A 13266-nucleotide genomic window follows, 5' to 3' on the forward strand; every position below is an offset into this window, starting at 1 on the left:
GAGGTAGCGATACTTCTCCGTGCTACGTTCGGCAGATGGCCGATTCCGTCGCACTGGACCCGATCGATCTGCAGATTCTCCGCCTGCTGCAGAACGACGCCCGGACCACCTACCGGGACCTGGCGGCGGAGATCGGCGTGGCTCCGTCGACATGTCTGGACCGGGTCACGAGGCTGCGCCGCTCCGGGGTCATCCTCGGCCACCGGCTGTCCCTCGACCCGGCACGGCTGGGCCGGGGGCTGCAGGCACTGCTGTCGGTCCAGGTTCGGCCGCACCGGCGGGAACTGATCGGCCCGTTCGTCGAACGCATCCGGACCCTCCCGGAGTCGCTGGCTCTGTTCCATCTCACGGGCCCCGACGACTACCTCGTCCATGTCGCGGTCACGGACATGGCGGACCTTCAGCGGCTGGTGCTCGACGAGTTCACCTCGCAGCGCGAAGTGGCGCGGGTGGAAACGCGGTTGATCTTCCAGCAGTGGGAATGCGGCCCGCTGCTGCCGCCGGCGGCATCTGCCGACCGGTGAACGCGGACGGTACCGGCCGACAGGCGACCGGGGCCGGATGGTGGTGACGTGGGGCCCTGGTTCGTACGAGGATGGGCGCATGCCAGAGACTTCCAGCAGCCCGCTGCCCCGTCAGGTCGCCGACTCCTACGTCGACGCACTCATCGAACTCGACCCGGCCCTCGGGACCTACCTGGGTATCAGGGAGAGTTCGGCGCTCCTGCCCGACTACTCGCCCGCCGGCCAGGCCGCACTCGCCCGACTCGCCCGTGAGACCTTGGCCAGGCTCGACGACGCGGAGAAGCTGCCGGGTGCCGACACCGATGCCGAGCGGCGCTGCGGACGGTTGCTGCGGGAGCGTCTCACGGCGGAACTCGCCGTCCACGACGCCGACGAGAGCCTGCGCGCGGTCAGCAACATCCACTCCCCCGCCCATTCGGTGCGCGAGATCTTCACCGTCACCCCGGCGGAGACCGAGGAGGACTGGTCGGCGATCGCCGAGCGGCTGCGCGCCGTCCCGCGGGCGCTGCGGGGCTACCGCGAATCGCTCGCGCTCGGGCTCGAGAAGAAGCTGTACGGCGGCCCGCGCCCCACTGCCACGTTCATCGAGCAGTTGACGGAGTGGAGCGGCGGCGCCGGGCTCGGCTGGTTCCAGGAGTTCGCGGCGGACGGTCCCGCCTCGCTGCGGGTGGAGCTGGACGTCGCGGCCCGTGAGGCGACCCGGTCCGTGACGGAGCTGCGTGACTGGATGCGCGACGTGTACGCGCCCGCGGTGGCGGACGCCCCGGACACGGTGGGCAGGGAGCGCTACGCGCGCTGGTCCCGCTACTTCAACGGCACCGACCTCGACCTCGACGAGGCGTACGCGTACGGCTGGTCCGAGTACCACCGGCTGCTCACGGAGATGAAGAAGGAAGCGGAGAAGATCCTTCCGGGTGCCGGCCCCTGGGAGGCGCTGGCCCACCTCGACGAGCACGGCGAGCACATCGAGGGCGAGGAGGAGGTACGGGTCTGGCTGCAGAACCTGATGGACGAGGCGATCGAGGCCCTCGACGGCACGCATTTCGAACTCGCCGAGCGCGTACGGCGGGTGGAGTCCCGTATCGCCCCGCCCGGAGGCGCGGCCGCGCCGTACTACACCGCCCCGTCGGAGGACTTCTCCCGGCCGGGCCGGACCTGGCTGCCGACCATGGGAGAGACCCGCTTCCCCGTGTACGACCTGGTGTCCACCTGGTACCACGAGGGCGTCCCCGGCCACCACCTGCAGCTGGCCCAGTGGGCGCACGTGGCCGACCAGCTCTCGCGCTACCAGGCGTCGGTCGGCCAGGTCAGCGCGAACGCGGAGGGCTGGGCGCTGTACGCGGAGCGCCTGATGGACGAACTCGGTTTCCTCCACGACGCGGAGCGGCGCCTCGGCTACCTGGACGCGCAGATGATGCGGGCCTGCCGGGTGATCGTCGACATCGGCATGCACCTGGAGCTGGAGATCCCGTCGGACTCGCCGTTCCACCCGGGCGAGCGGTGGACACCGGAGCTGGCGCAGGAGTTCTTCGGCATGCACAGCGGCCGGCCGGCCGACTTCGTCGAGAGCGAGCTGACCCGCTACCTGTCGATGCCCGCCCAGGCCATCGGATACAAGCTGGGCGAGCGTGCGTGGCTCCTGGGCCGCGAGAACGCGCGGCGAGCCCACGGGGACGCGTTCGACGCGAAGGCGTGGCACATGGCGGCGCTGTCGCAGGGGTCGCTGGGGCTGGACGACCTGGTGGAGGAGCTGTCTCGGCTCTGACGTGACCGGGGTTGGGGGTGCGGGGCCGCGGCGGCCCCGCACCTCACTCCTGACCCTGCCGAGACGGGGGCCCGCCGCGATCCGGGACGGCACAGAACGGCGGGCCCGTCAACGCCGTCGTCCTGTGGAACACCCGCTGCCTCGACGCCGCCGTCGCTCCACGGGTGCCGCCTGCCGGCCGGTCAGGCCTGATCCGCGGCGCGCAGGGCCCGCGCCAGCCACTCCAGCTCCTCGGTCGCGTCGGGCGCCGAATCCTGCCCGCGCACGCGGGCGACAAGCCTGCGGTAGCGCTCCGCCCCTGCCTCGATCCCGGCCTCCAGGCTGCGCAGCACGGCGGTCCGATCGGTGTCGCCGAACAGCTCGGACAGCACCTCGACCGCCTCCGGTCCCTCGGGAGCGACCCCGCGTATTCTGACCTCCGCGACGGTCTGCACGACTTGCCTGGCCCACCAGATGGACGCCCCGGAGGGACGACCCTGCCCCGGTACGGGAGTGTTGAGCTCCATCCATGTGCGCAACCGGGCGCGAAAGCCGGGGTCCCGCACCAGTTCGGCCAGTTCGATCCAGGCGTCGACCTGCTCGGGTGTGGGATCGTCGGGCAGTTCGATGCTGAAGGCGTGTATGCGGTCGTGCAGGCGCGGCCCGACGTCGAGACCGCCGAACACCTCCTCCTTGAACTCGTCGATGATCTGCTTGCGTTCGGCGGCGGAAAGCCGCGCCAACCGGTTCATCAGTGCTGTCTCCTCAGCGGTGGAGCCACGTGTCGCCACGGTGGACAGGACGGCCCGGCTCACCTTGAGCGAGCGGATCTGCGCGTCGAGCGCGGCCACGTGCGCGTTGGCGACCTCGGCGACCGTGGTCCGACCGCTCAGCACCTGGCACACGTCGTCGAGCCCGAGGCCCAGCTCCCGCAGGGTGCGGACCAGCTCGACGCGGGCCACGGACTCGGCGTCGTACAGCCGGTATCCGCTCGCGGAGCGGGCCACGGGCGGCACCGCTCCCTCGTCCGACCAGAAGCGCAGGGTCCGCACGGGAAGTCCGGTGCGGTGCGCGAGCTGTCCGATGGTGAGTACGTCGGGGCGTTCGTCGTCCATGGGTGAGATCCTGGACCCTCCAGCCGCTGCAGACTCAAGCGCCTCAGTACGACGTTGCGTAAGTTCTCCGGAGTTCTGCTGAGTTCCCTCACCACCGCCGGCCGAGAGAGAGGCCCCGGGCCAGGGGCTCCGGACCCCGGCAGGGGCCACCGGAACTCAGGGGCTGTCGCACATCAGCAGCCGCAGTCGGCGGCGTCGACGGGGGCGGTGAGCGGGTCGGCCGCCCGGACGGTGCGGCCCTGCCAGGTCTCGTACTCGAAGCCCTCCCTGACCCAGTACTCGAAGCCGCCGAGCATCTCCTTGACCGTGAAGCCCAGTTGGGCGAGGGTCAGCGCCGCGCGGGTGGCGCCGTTGCAGCCGGGGCCCCAGCAGTAGGTGACGACCGGTACGGACTTGTCGAGAAGCTGCTCGGCCTGCTCGGCGATCAGCGCGGTGGGCAGGTGCACGGCACCAGGAATGCGGCCCTGGTCCCAGGACTCGGTGGAGCGGGAGTCGAGGACGACGAATCCCGGCTCGCCGTCGGCCGAGAGCGCTGCCCACACGTCGGACACGTCGGCGTGAAAGGCGAGGCTCGCGCCGAAGTACGCGGCCGCGGCGGTGGGTGAGGCGGGCGGCACCCGCAGGACGGCGTTGGCGGCCGGTGCCGCGGAGGTGTTGCTCTGCGTCATGGTCATGTCCAGAAATCTACGGTCGGTGACCGCAGCCGGGAACGGAGATTCCCCGGCAATGCCCTTGATCTGCCGGGGATTCCCCTGTTGTCTGTCGGCCATGACCGCGTATTCACCGGACGCCACGGACTGGCGCATAATCCAGGCTCTGCAGGCCCAGGGCAGGGCGAGCTTCGCAGAACTGGCCCGGACCGTCTCCATGTCGGCGAGCGCCGTCACGGAGCGGGTGCGACGGCTGGAGGAGGTGGGTGTCATCAAGGGGTACTCGGCCGTCGTGGACGAGGAACGGCTCGGTCTGCCGATCCTCGCCTTCGTACGGCTGCGCTATCCGAACGGCAACTACAAACCGTTCCACGATCTGCTGGACACGACGCCCGAGATTCTCGAGGCCCACCACGTCACGGGCGACGACTGCTTCGTACTGAAGGTCGCGACGCGCTCGATGAGCCACCTCGAGGAGGTCACCGGGAAGGTCGGCACCCTCGGTTCCGTGACGACGAGCGTCGTGTACTCCTCTCCCCTGCCGCGCCGTGCGGTCAGTCGCTGAGCGCCGCTCCGGCCCGCAGCCGCACCGCGGAGCCGGCGCGGTCCTTGACGACCTCCAGCTGCGCCGGGATGCGGCGGCGCAGGTCGGCGACATGGCTGACGATCCCCACACTGCGGTCCCGTTCCCGCAGCGAGTCGAGGACGTCCAGCACCTCGTCGAGGGTCTGGTCGTCGAGACTGCCGAATCCCTCGTCGATGAAGAGGGTGTCGAGCCGTACCCCTCCGGCCTCGTCGGTCACCACGTCGGCCAGGCCCAGCGCGAGAGCCAGCGAAGCGAAGAACGTCTCGCCGCCGGACAGGGTCGCCGTGTCGCGTTCGCTTCCGGTCCAGGCGTCCACGACGTGCAGGCCGAGGCCGGCCCGTTTCCCGCCCGTACGGGCGTCGGAGTGGACGAGGGTGTACCGGCCTGAGGACATGCGCCGCAACCGTACGGTGGCGGCCGCCGCGACCTGTTCGAGGCGGGCCGCCAGCACATACGACTCGAGGCGCATCTTGCGTTCGTTGTCGGCGGACGTTCCCGCGGTGAGACCGGCGAGGCCGGCCACCCTGTCGTACTCCTCGCGCAGCGGGCCGAGCCGCGTGGTCTCCGCCGTGGCCTGCCGGGACAGCCGGTCGAGTTCGGCGCAGCGGGCGTGTGCGGCGTCCACCGCGGAGGCGGCGTCCCGCAGTTCCCGTTCGGTGGCGTCGTGGACGGCACGCGCCGCCTCCGGTGCGGCGGGCGGGCGGGCGGCGGCCGCGCGTGCGTCGTCCTCGGCCAGCCGGTCGGCGACGGCGGCGGCCTCCGCCTGCCAGGTGTCGATCCGGTGCTGGATGTCGCGTTGCCCGGTCTCGGGGACGAGCGCGGCGGCCGCCTCCTCCGGCGTGCGGAAACCGGCCCGGAACGCGGCGTCGGCGAGGCGGTCGTCGGCCTCCTTCAGCCGCTGGGCGGTGCTCTCGACGGCGCGTACGGCGTCCGCCGCGGCGGCCAGCAGACCGACCTGACGCTCCAGCAGCGCGGCGCGCTCCGCGACGCTGCGGGCACCTCCGCGGGCCCTGCGCACGTCGCTCTCCAGCGCGAGGAGTTCCTGGTCGAGGGCCTCCCTGCGGGAGGTGCGGGCGGCGCTGCGCCGCTCGGCCTCCTGCCGGGCCCCGGACCGCTCCTCGTACTCGCGCTCCGCGTGGGCGAGGGCCTCGCGGGCGCTGTGGATTCCGGCCGCGAGGTGGCGCGCGTCGGCGTACTCGTGTTCCAGTTCGTCGACCGCGGCGCGCAGTCCGGCGACCGTGGGGTCCTCACCGGGCCTCGGGCCCGGCACGGCGGCGCCGTCCGACTCCACCGCGTGGCGATCACCGTCCCAGCCGGCGGGACCGGGGCCGGCGGCCGCGGGTACGGCGGCCGCGGGTGCGGAGTTCTCCTCTCGGGCCTCGGCTGCCCGCCGGGCGTCGGCGCCGACCAGGGCGCCGCGTGCGCCGCCGTCTGCCGCGCCGCCGGCGGACTCCCCGCTCGCGTCCGCGGGGGCCGGGACCACTCCTCGGGCCCTCGCCGCCGCGGACGCGCGGGACTCGTGGAGGACCGCCAGTTCCCGCTCAGCCTCCGTCCTCGCCTGCTCCGCACGCGCGTGTTCCGTGTATGCCGCGTCCTCCGCGGCACGGTCCACGTGCCCGGCGCCGGCCCGCGCGGGCGCCGGGTGCTCGGCGGAGCCGCAGACCGCGCAGGCCTCGCCGGGAACCAGGGCAGCGGCCAGCTCGGCCGCGATTCCGTGCAGACGCCGTTCCTTCAGGTCGAGCCACGCGGCCTTGGCGTCGTTGGTCCGCTCGTGCAGGGTGCGCAGTTGCCGGGCGGCCCGCTCGGCGCGGGCGGCCAGGTCGTCGCGGTCGCGGGCGGCGCGCAGCCGTTCGCGGGCGGGTTCGAGCCGCCCCGCGAGGTGCTCCGCGCGGGTCGCCGCCTCCTGCGCGGCGGTGATCCGCGCCTGGTGGTCGCGCCGGACGGCGTCCCATTCGGCCAGCCAGTCCGCCGCCTCGCCGAGGATGTCGTCGTCCGCCCGTGCCTGCCGGTCCAGGTCGGCGAGTTCACGGGTGATGGCGGCGGCGCGCGTCTCGGCGCGGCGGGCGGCGTCCAGGCCGCCGGACTCCTCGCGCAGCGCCCGTTCGGCACCGGTGAGCCGGTCGGCTCCCGCGTCGGCGAGTTCGGCGGGCAGCACGGCGCGTGTCCGCTCGCGCTCGTCGGCCGCCGCACGGTGCTCCCGTTCCGCTGCGTCACGGACGCGCAGGGCGGGTTCGACGAGTGCGGCCTTCCGGCCGCGCTCCAGCCGGTTTCGCAGGTTCTCCTGCTCCGCGCGCCGGGCCTCGAGGGCTTCGGAGCGCGCCTGGGCGTCCGCGTGACGCCGCTGGAGCCGGTCGAGTTCGCGTTCGGCGTCGAGTGCCCGCAGGGAAGCCGCGTGCCGGCTCTCCTCGGCGGCCAGCCGGTACTCCGCGATTGCGAGCCGCTCGCGGGCGCCGGACCGGGCCACCGCCGCCCACTGGAGGACGGCGGACGCGAGACCGGGGTCGCCGGGCTGCTTCTCGGGGCGGGTCCACTCGGCCGCCGCCGGGCCGGCGGCCTGCTCGATCCGGTGTGCGACCGCGAGGATGCGCTCGTCCCCGGTTCTCACCTGCTGCTCGGCGGCGCGCCGGAGCTCGGCGAGACGGTCCTCGACGGCCGCGAACCGTCGTGTGTCGAAGAGTCGTCCGAGGAGCTTGCCGCGTGCCTCGGCGTCGGATCGCAGGAAGCGGGCGAAGTCGCCCTGGGGCAGCAGCACGACCTGGCAGAACTGCTCCCGGCTCATCCCGAGGAGCTGGGCGATCTCCTCGCCGATCTCCTGGTGCGACTTGCTGAGCGCCTGCCACTCACCGCTCCCGGCGTCGTACTCCCGAAGGGTGCTCTGCGCCCGCTCGGTGACGAAGCCCTTGCCGCGCGCCTTGGGACGCGGCTGTGCGGGCCGGCGGACGACCTCCAGCCGCCGCCCGGCGACGGTCAGTTCGAGCCGGACCTCGGTCGGTGTGCCGACCTGGGCGTGGTCGCTGCGCAGTGACGCTCCGGGGCTCTGGCGCGCGCCGGGCACCGCGCCGTACAGCGCGAAGCAGACCGCGTCGAGGACGGAGGTCTTGCCCGCGCCGGTCGGCCCGTGCAGCAGGAAGATCCCGGAGCTGGCCAGCGCGTCGAAGTCGACTTCCTGGGTGCCGCCGAACGGGCCGAAGGCCGTGACGGCCAGTGTGTGCAGCCTCATCCGGCCACCTCACGGACTCCGGCGTCCACCCGCACGGCCTCGAAGGCGGCCCGCAGCACTGCCCGCTCGCCGTCACCGGGGCCGTTCCCGCCCCTGACGTGGGTCACGAAGTCCTCCGCGATCTGCTGGTCGCTCCGCCCGCGCAGTCGCTCCGCGTACGAGGCGTCGGTGTCCTGCGCCGTCCGTTCCGGCTCGAAGACCAGGTTCAGCGTGTGCGGGAAGCGTTCGGTCAGCCGGGCCATCGGGTCGGCCGGCCGCACGGCGTCGGTGAGGGTCGCCTCCACGAACGACTGCTCGTGCAGGTCCAGCGCCGGGTCCTCGAGCAGGTCCTCGATCGGGCCGCGCAGCCGGGCCAGCGGACGCGGTACCGGGCAGTCGATCCGCTCGGCACGGACGTCCCCGGACGCGTCCAGGTCGATCAGCCACATCGTCTTGCGGTGGTCGGTCTCCGAGAAGGAGTACGCCAGCGGGGATCCCGAGTAACGGACCCGTTCACCGATGGTCTGGCAGCCGTGCAGATGTCCGAGGGCGACGTAGTCCACGCCGTCGAAGACGCCGGAGGGGACGGCGCTGACGCCGCCGACGGTGATGTCCCGTTCGCTGTCGCTCGGCTCGCCGCCCACGACGAACGCGTGGGCCAGCACGACGGAACGGGTGCCCGCACCGCGTGCGGCGAGGTCGTCGCGCACCCGTTCCATCGCCGCGGCCAGCACCGTCTCGTGGGCGGTCCTCTCCGTCCTGAACTCGTTCCTGACCAGCGCCGGTTCCAGGTACGGCAGTCCGTAGCAGGCGACCTGGCCGTGTTCGTCGGCGAGCAGTACGGGGGTGCCGCAGCCCGCGGGGTCCGTGCGCAGATGGATCCCGGCCCGCCCGATGAGTCCCGCGCCGACACCGAGGCGGCGTGCCGAGTCGTGGTTGCCGGAGATCATCACCGTCGGCACACCTGCGTCGGCGAGCCGGTGCAGGGCGTCGTCGAACAGCGCCACGGCGGCGAGCGGCGGCACCGCCCGGTCGTAGACGTCTCCCGCGACCAGCACCGCGTCCACGTCGCGCTCGCGTACGGTCGCCACCAGGTGGTCCAGGAACGCGGCTTGGGCGTCGAGCATGCTCACCCGGTGGAACGACCGTCCCAGGTGCCAGTCCGACGTGTGCAGGAGTCTCATGATCCGTGAGGGTATCGACGGGGTCGGACAATGCGGGCGGCTTCACGCATCTCCGTACGCCTCGCCACCGAGCTCGAGTGCCGCCGTGCCTGCCGTGACGTCCGCCAGCCAGGCGCGGAAGGCGTCGACGTCGGCGTCCGGCAGGCCGATTCCGATCCTCACCGCGTCCGTGTACGTCACCTCGCGCACCTGACGGCCGGTGGCCCGCAGGTCGTTCTCCAATTTCCCCGCCCGCTGGTGGTCGACGGTGACGGTGGCGAGCCGGAACCGTCTGCGGGTCACCGTGCCGAGCGTGTCGAGTGCTTCTCCGACCGCTCCCCCGTAGGCCCTGATCAGTCCGCCCGCGCCGAGTTTCACGCCTCCGTAGTACCGGGTGACGACGGCGGCGACGTAGCGGACCTCCCGCCGCATCAGCATCTGCATCATGGGGACGCCGGCGGTGCCGCCGGGTTCACCGTCGTCGCTCGCCTTCTGCACATCGGCGTCGGCGCCGACGACGTACGCGTAGCAGTTGTGGGTGGCGGTCGGATGCTCCCGGCGGATGCGCGCGACGAAGGCCTGCGCCTCCTCCTCCGTCGCGGCGGGGGCGAGCGCGCAGATGAAGCGCGATCGGTTGATCTCGGTCTCGTGGACGCCCTCGCGGGCAACCGTCCGGTACTGCTCCTGCATCCGGCCACCCTATGCGCCGCCCGGAGCGGGAGCCCCCACCGGGGAATCCAGGAGGGCTCCCGCCCGTTCTCCCGGCATGTACACAGACGCAGAGACGGTCCGCAGGGTCCTCACCTCCACGGGCGACACCTGGGCGGTGGTCGGCCTCTCCAACAACGAGGCGCGCGCGGCGTACGGAGTCGCCGAAGTGCTCCAGCGCTACGGGAAGCGCGTCGTGCCGGTGCACCCCAAGGCCGAGACCGTCCACGGGGAGCAGGGGTACGCGCGCCTCGCCGACATCCCCTTCGCGGTCGATGTCGTGGACGTGTTCGTGAACTCGGACCTGGCCGGCCCGGTGGCCGACGAGGCAGTGGCCGTCGGTGCGAAGGCGGTCTGGTTCCAGCTCGGTGTGATCGACGAGGCGGCCGCCGAGCGGACCCGGGCGGCCGGACTGGACATGGTCATGGACCGGTGCCCCGCGATCGAGATCCCTCGGCTCGGCTGAGCGGCCGGGCCGGTGTCAGACGCCGAGCCCTTCGACGACCACCGCGCCGGGCCGGTGTCAGACGCCGAGCCCTTCGACGACCACCGCGCCGGGCAGGGAGGCGAACGCCTTGCCCGGCACGATGAGCTTGCCGCGCCTGCGGCCGCTGCCGACGAGCACCCATGGCGTGTCGACGACGGCGGAGTCCACCAGCAGCGGCCAGCCGGCGGGCAGACCGATCGGCGTGATGCCGCCGTACTCCATGCCGCTCTCGCCGGTCGCGGTGTCCATCGACGCGAAACTGACCTTGCGCGCGCCGAGTTGCCTGCGCACTGTGCCGTTGACGTCCACACGGGAGTGGGACAGGACGAGGCATGCGGCGAGGGTGGTCCCGCCGCCGCGCTTTCCGGCCACGACGACACAGTTGGCGGACTGCTCGAGCAGTTCCCTGCCGTGGTGCTCGACGAAGGCCGCGGTGTCGGCGATCTCCGGGTCGGTGTCGACGTAGACGAGCTGCTCGGCGGGGACGTCGCCCTGCCAGCCGCGCACGGCCGCCGCGACGGGCCCGACCAGGCGGTCGAGGCAGTCGGGCGCGGGTACGGCGTCGTCGAAGTTCCCGATGGGTGCACGCATGCGCCGCACGTTAACACCGTGGCCAGGGGCGGTCGTCGGACGTCTCAGCGTACGGGCGGGACGGAGACCGCCATCATCACTTCGACGGTCTCCTCGCCGTCGTTGCGGTAGGCGTGCGGGACGTTCGCCTCGAAGGTGGCCGACGTGCCGGCCGGTACGGGGTACCGCTGTCCGTCGACGACGAGGGTCAGCTCCCCCGCGGTGACGTGCAGCAGTTCCGTCGTGCCGTCCGGGTGCGGGTCGGAGGCGCTCTCGTCGCCGGGCATCAGGCGCCACGACCAGAGTTCCAGCGGGCCGCCGCGCTCGTTTCCGACGAGGAGGGTGGTGGAGCTGCCCGTGGACGTGGACCACATGCGGACGGCCTGCTCCGGCGGGACCAGGCGCACCTGCGGGCCCTGCTCGTAGTCGAGGAGCGTGGTGATGCTGACACCGAGGGCGTCGGCCAGTTTGACCGTCGTACCCACGCTGGGATTGGTGCGCGCCTGCTCGATCTGGATGATCATTCCGCGGCTGACGCCGGAGCGTGCGGCGAGTGCGTCCAGGGTGAAGCCCCGCTCTCCACGCCAGTGCTTGAGGTTGCGGGCGAGCGACCGGGTGAGCTGGTCGAGGTCCGACACGTTCCGTCCAATGGTCCGGTCGTCCAATATTTTGGATGACAGAGTCGAATAAACTATACTACCGTGTGGTGCACCAAATCGTCCAGCACACTGTACTGCGAGGCCTCGCATGACCGCACTCTTCGCCCTGGCCACCAGCCTGCTCTGGGGACTGGCCGACTTCGGCGGCGGACTGCTCACGCGACGCACGCCCGCCCTCACCGTCGTGGTCGTCTCCCAGTCGGTGGCCGTGCTGGTCCTCGGCGCGGTCGTCGTCGCGACAGACGGCTTCTCCGAGACTGGACCACGGCTCTGGTACGCCGTGGCGGCCGGAGCCGTCGGGCCGGTGGCGATGCTCTGCTTCTACAAGGCGCTCGCCCTGGGGCCCATGGGCGTGGTGTAACCGCTCGGGTCGCTCGGCGTCGCCGTCCCCGTCGGCGTCGGCCTGCTGCTCGGCGAGCGGCCGGGACTGCTGCAGTTCGCGGGCATCGCCGTGGCGGTGGGCGGCATCGTCCTCGCCGGCGGCCCCGAGCTGCGCGGCGCGCCCGTGCAGCGTCAGGCGGTCCTGCTGACGCTGGTCGCGGCCTTCGGCTTCGGTGCCGTACTGGCCCTGATCGCCGAGGCGTCCACCACTCTCACCGGACTGTTCCTCGCACTGTTCGTGCAGCGTGTCACCAACGTCGCCGTCGGCGGAGCCGCGCTGTACGTGTCGGTGAAGCGCGGAGCCCGGGCCCTCCCGGAGGACGGTGGCCTGCGGACCGTGCTGCGTGCTCTGCCCGCGCTCGCCTTCGTCGGACTCGCCGACGTCGCGGCCAACGGCACGTACTCGATCGCCGCACAGAACGGGCCGGTCACGGTGGCCGCGGTGCTCGCGAACCTGTACCCGGTGGTGACGGTCTTCGCGGCGATGCTGCTCCTCAAGGAGCGGTTGCGCATGGTCCAGGCCACGGGCGCCGGGCTGGCGCTGGTGGGCACGGTCCTGCTGGCGAGCGGCTGATCAGCTGTCCTCGCGCTCGGCTGCGGCCTCCAGCGGCCGCCCTCCGGGACGCCCGTCCGGACGCCGCCCCGACAGGTCCTCCTCGAGTTCGGCCAGCGCCTGCAGCTGCTCGGGGGTGACGCCCTCGGGGATCGGAACCGGAGCGGGCGTACGCAGTGGCGGCTGCCAGCCGCCCACCGCGTCCCAGCTGCGTACGACACGGGCCGGCGCGCCCGCGACCACCGAGTGGTCCGGCACCTCACCGCGTACGACCGCGCCCGCCGCGACCACGACATTGCGCCCCAGCCGGGCGCCGGGCAGGATCACCGCGCCCGTACCCAGCCAGCAGCCGGGCCCGATCTCCACCGGATCCGTTCGCGGCCACTGCCTGCCGACCGGTTCGTGCGGATCGTCGTAGCTGTGGTTCGTCGACGTGATGTAGACGTACGGACCGCAGTACGTGTCCGAACCGATGGTCACCCGGGTGTCGGCGATGACGTGGCTGCCGCGCCCCAGGACCACCCCGTCGCCCAGGGTGAGAACGGTGTCGGCGCCGAGATCCAGGCCGGGCATCATCCCGGCCGTGAGGGTCACCTGCTCGGCGATGATGCAGTGCTCGCCCAGTTCGATCCACGGCTCGCCGAAGACGGTGCCCTGGGGGAAGGCCAGCCGTGTGCCGGCCCCGATCCGCCGGAAACGCAGCCGCCCGGGATTCTCGGCCGTGACGGCGCCGGCGTGCTGCGCCAGCCGCCAGCCGCGGTGCACGGCGCGCGACAGCAGGCGGCGCCACCAGGAGCCGGGCTTGGGCTGCGTGTTTCCGTTCTTCGGCACCCGCACACGGTAGACGGCCGCGGCCGCGACAACGGGTCCGACCGGCTGTGATGTTTCCCCCAGGCGCCGAGCGCGCCCCCGCCGGACCCGCCGGAC

12 protein-coding genes and 1 pseudogene are annotated in these 13266 nt (G+C 72.6%); 5 read left to right on the forward strand and 8 right to left on the reverse strand.

Annotated features, from left to right (window positions below; all coding sequences use genetic code 11):
* Positions 1 to 35 precede the first annotated feature (35 nt).
* Both ACFYV1_RS30105 and ACFYV1_RS30110 read left to right on the forward strand, forming a co-directional pair.
* Entirely contained in the window at positions 36 to 524 is a 489-nt protein-coding gene (locus tag ACFYV1_RS30105) for an Lrp/AsnC family transcriptional regulator (protein ID WP_389398769.1), read from the forward strand.
* 79 nt (positions 525 to 603) lie between these two features.
* Complete coding sequence (locus ACFYV1_RS30110; RefSeq protein WP_389398770.1) at positions 604 to 2289, forward strand: DUF885 domain-containing protein; 1686 nt, start codon at positions 604 to 606, stop codon at positions 2287 to 2289.
* Positions 2290 to 2471: 182 nt separating this feature from the next.
* Here ACFYV1_RS30110 and ACFYV1_RS30115 read toward each other — a convergent pair whose 3' ends face one another.
* The gene (locus ACFYV1_RS30115) at positions 2472 to 3383 is read right to left on the reverse strand and encodes a MerR family transcriptional regulator (protein ID WP_389398771.1); all 912 of its coding nucleotides are present in this window, start codon (positions 3381 to 3383) and stop codon (positions 2472 to 2474) included.
* A gap of 173 nt (positions 3384 to 3556) precedes the next feature.
* The gene (locus tag ACFYV1_RS30120) at positions 3557 to 4051 is read right to left on the reverse strand and encodes a rhodanese-like domain-containing protein (RefSeq protein WP_389398834.1); all 495 of its coding nucleotides are present in this window, start codon (positions 4049 to 4051) and stop codon (positions 3557 to 3559) included.
* A 100-nt stretch (positions 4052 to 4151) separates the two neighbouring features.
* Between ACFYV1_RS30120 and ACFYV1_RS30125 the strand changes: the two genes are divergently transcribed.
* Positions 4152 to 4598 carry an Lrp/AsnC family transcriptional regulator gene (locus tag ACFYV1_RS30125; protein WP_389398772.1) on the forward strand — a complete coding sequence of 149 codons (447 nt, stop codon included), beginning with the start codon at positions 4152 to 4154 and terminating at the stop codon, positions 4596 to 4598.
* On the opposite strand, the gene ACFYV1_RS30130 is transcribed toward ACFYV1_RS30125, so the two are convergent.
* The 3 genes from ACFYV1_RS30130 to ACFYV1_RS30140 are packed head-to-tail and all read right to left on the reverse strand — an operon-like array spanning position 4588 to position 9671.
* The gene (locus tag ACFYV1_RS30130) at positions 4588 to 7839 is read right to left on the reverse strand and encodes an AAA family ATPase (RefSeq protein WP_389398773.1); all 3252 of its coding nucleotides are present in this window, start codon (positions 7837 to 7839) and stop codon (positions 4588 to 4590) included. The genes ACFYV1_RS30125 and ACFYV1_RS30130 overlap by 11 nt on opposite strands.
* A complete protein-coding gene (locus ACFYV1_RS30135; RefSeq protein WP_389398774.1) occupies positions 7836 to 9002 on the reverse strand; it encodes an exonuclease SbcCD subunit D in 1167 nt (388 codons plus the stop codon). Before ACFYV1_RS30135 ends, ACFYV1_RS30130 begins: the two co-directional genes overlap by 4 nt.
* A gap of 42 nt (positions 9003 to 9044) precedes the next feature.
* Positions 9045 to 9671 carry a YigZ family protein gene (locus ACFYV1_RS30140; RefSeq protein ID WP_389398775.1) on the reverse strand — a complete coding sequence of 209 codons (627 nt, stop codon included), beginning with the start codon at positions 9669 to 9671 and terminating at the stop codon, positions 9045 to 9047.
* Positions 9672 to 9747: 76 nt separating this feature from the next.
* Between ACFYV1_RS30140 and ACFYV1_RS30145 the strand changes: the two genes are divergently transcribed.
* Positions 9748 to 10155 (forward strand): CoA-binding protein, encoded by a 408-nt coding sequence (locus ACFYV1_RS30145; RefSeq protein ID WP_389398776.1) that lies wholly within the window; start codon positions 9748 to 9750, stop codon positions 10153 to 10155.
* A gap of 57 nt (positions 10156 to 10212) precedes the next feature.
* Here the strand turns inward: ACFYV1_RS30145 and ACFYV1_RS30150 are convergent, their stop codons facing one another.
* Positions 10213 to 10767: a YbaK/EbsC family protein gene (locus tag ACFYV1_RS30150; RefSeq protein WP_389398777.1), complete on the reverse strand. Its 555-nt coding sequence runs from the start codon at positions 10765 to 10767 to the stop codon at positions 10213 to 10215.
* Positions 10768 to 10811: 44 nt separating this feature from the next.
* Entirely contained in the window at positions 10812 to 11384 is a 573-nt protein-coding gene (locus tag ACFYV1_RS30155) for a helix-turn-helix domain-containing protein (protein WP_389398778.1), read from the reverse strand.
* A gap of 109 nt (positions 11385 to 11493) precedes the next feature.
* Between ACFYV1_RS30155 and ACFYV1_RS30160 the strand changes: the two are divergent.
* A pseudogene (locus tag ACFYV1_RS30160) lies at positions 11494 to 12360 on the forward strand (EamA family transporter).
* Here the strand turns inward: ACFYV1_RS30160 and ACFYV1_RS30165 are convergent.
* The gene (locus tag ACFYV1_RS30165) at positions 12361 to 13170 is read right to left on the reverse strand and encodes an acyltransferase (protein WP_389398779.1); all 810 of its coding nucleotides are present in this window, start codon (positions 13168 to 13170) and stop codon (positions 12361 to 12363) included. It lies immediately after the preceding pseudogene.
* Positions 13171 to 13266 lie beyond the last annotated feature (96 nt).

The sequence above is a fragment of the Streptomyces sp. NPDC003023 genome (genome assembly GCF_042888225.1).
GTDB lineage: Bacteria > Actinomycetota > Actinomycetes > Streptomycetales > Streptomycetaceae > Streptomyces.

Bases quoted from the DNA above. Each gene is read 5' to 3' on its own strand.
- ACFYV1_RS30140 (WP_389398775.1), bottom strand. From the start codon at position 9,671: ATGCAGGAGCAGTACCGGACGGTTGCCCGCGAGGGCGTCCACGAGACC.
- ACFYV1_RS30110 (WP_389398770.1), top strand. From the start codon at position 604: ATGCCAGAGACTTCCAGCAGCCCGCTGCCCCGTCAGGTCGCCGACTCC.
- ACFYV1_RS30125 (WP_389398772.1), top strand. From the start codon at position 4,152: ATGACCGCGTATTCACCGGACGCCACGGACTGGCGCATAATCCAGGCT.
- ACFYV1_RS30150 (WP_389398777.1), bottom strand. From the start codon at position 10,767: ATGCGTGCACCCATCGGGAACTTCGACGACGCCGTACCCGCGCCCGAC.
- ACFYV1_RS30105 (WP_389398769.1), top strand. From the start codon at position 36: ATGGCCGATTCCGTCGCACTGGACCCGATCGATCTGCAGATTCTCCGC.
- ACFYV1_RS30145 (WP_389398776.1), top strand. From the start codon at position 9,748: ATGTACACAGACGCAGAGACGGTCCGCAGGGTCCTCACCTCCACGGGC.
- ACFYV1_RS30120 (WP_389398834.1), bottom strand. From the start codon at position 4,051: ATGACGCAGAGCAACACCTCCGCGGCACCGGCCGCCAACGCCGTCCTG.
- ACFYV1_RS30115 (WP_389398771.1), bottom strand. From the start codon at position 3,383: ATGGACGACGAACGCCCCGACGTACTCACCATCGGACAGCTCGCGCAC.
- ACFYV1_RS30135 (WP_389398774.1), bottom strand. From the start codon at position 9,002: ATGAGACTCCTGCACACGTCGGACTGGCACCTGGGACGGTCGTTCCAC.
- ACFYV1_RS30130 (WP_389398773.1), bottom strand. From the start codon at position 7,839: ATGAGGCTGCACACACTGGCCGTCACGGCCTTCGGCCCGTTCGGCGGC.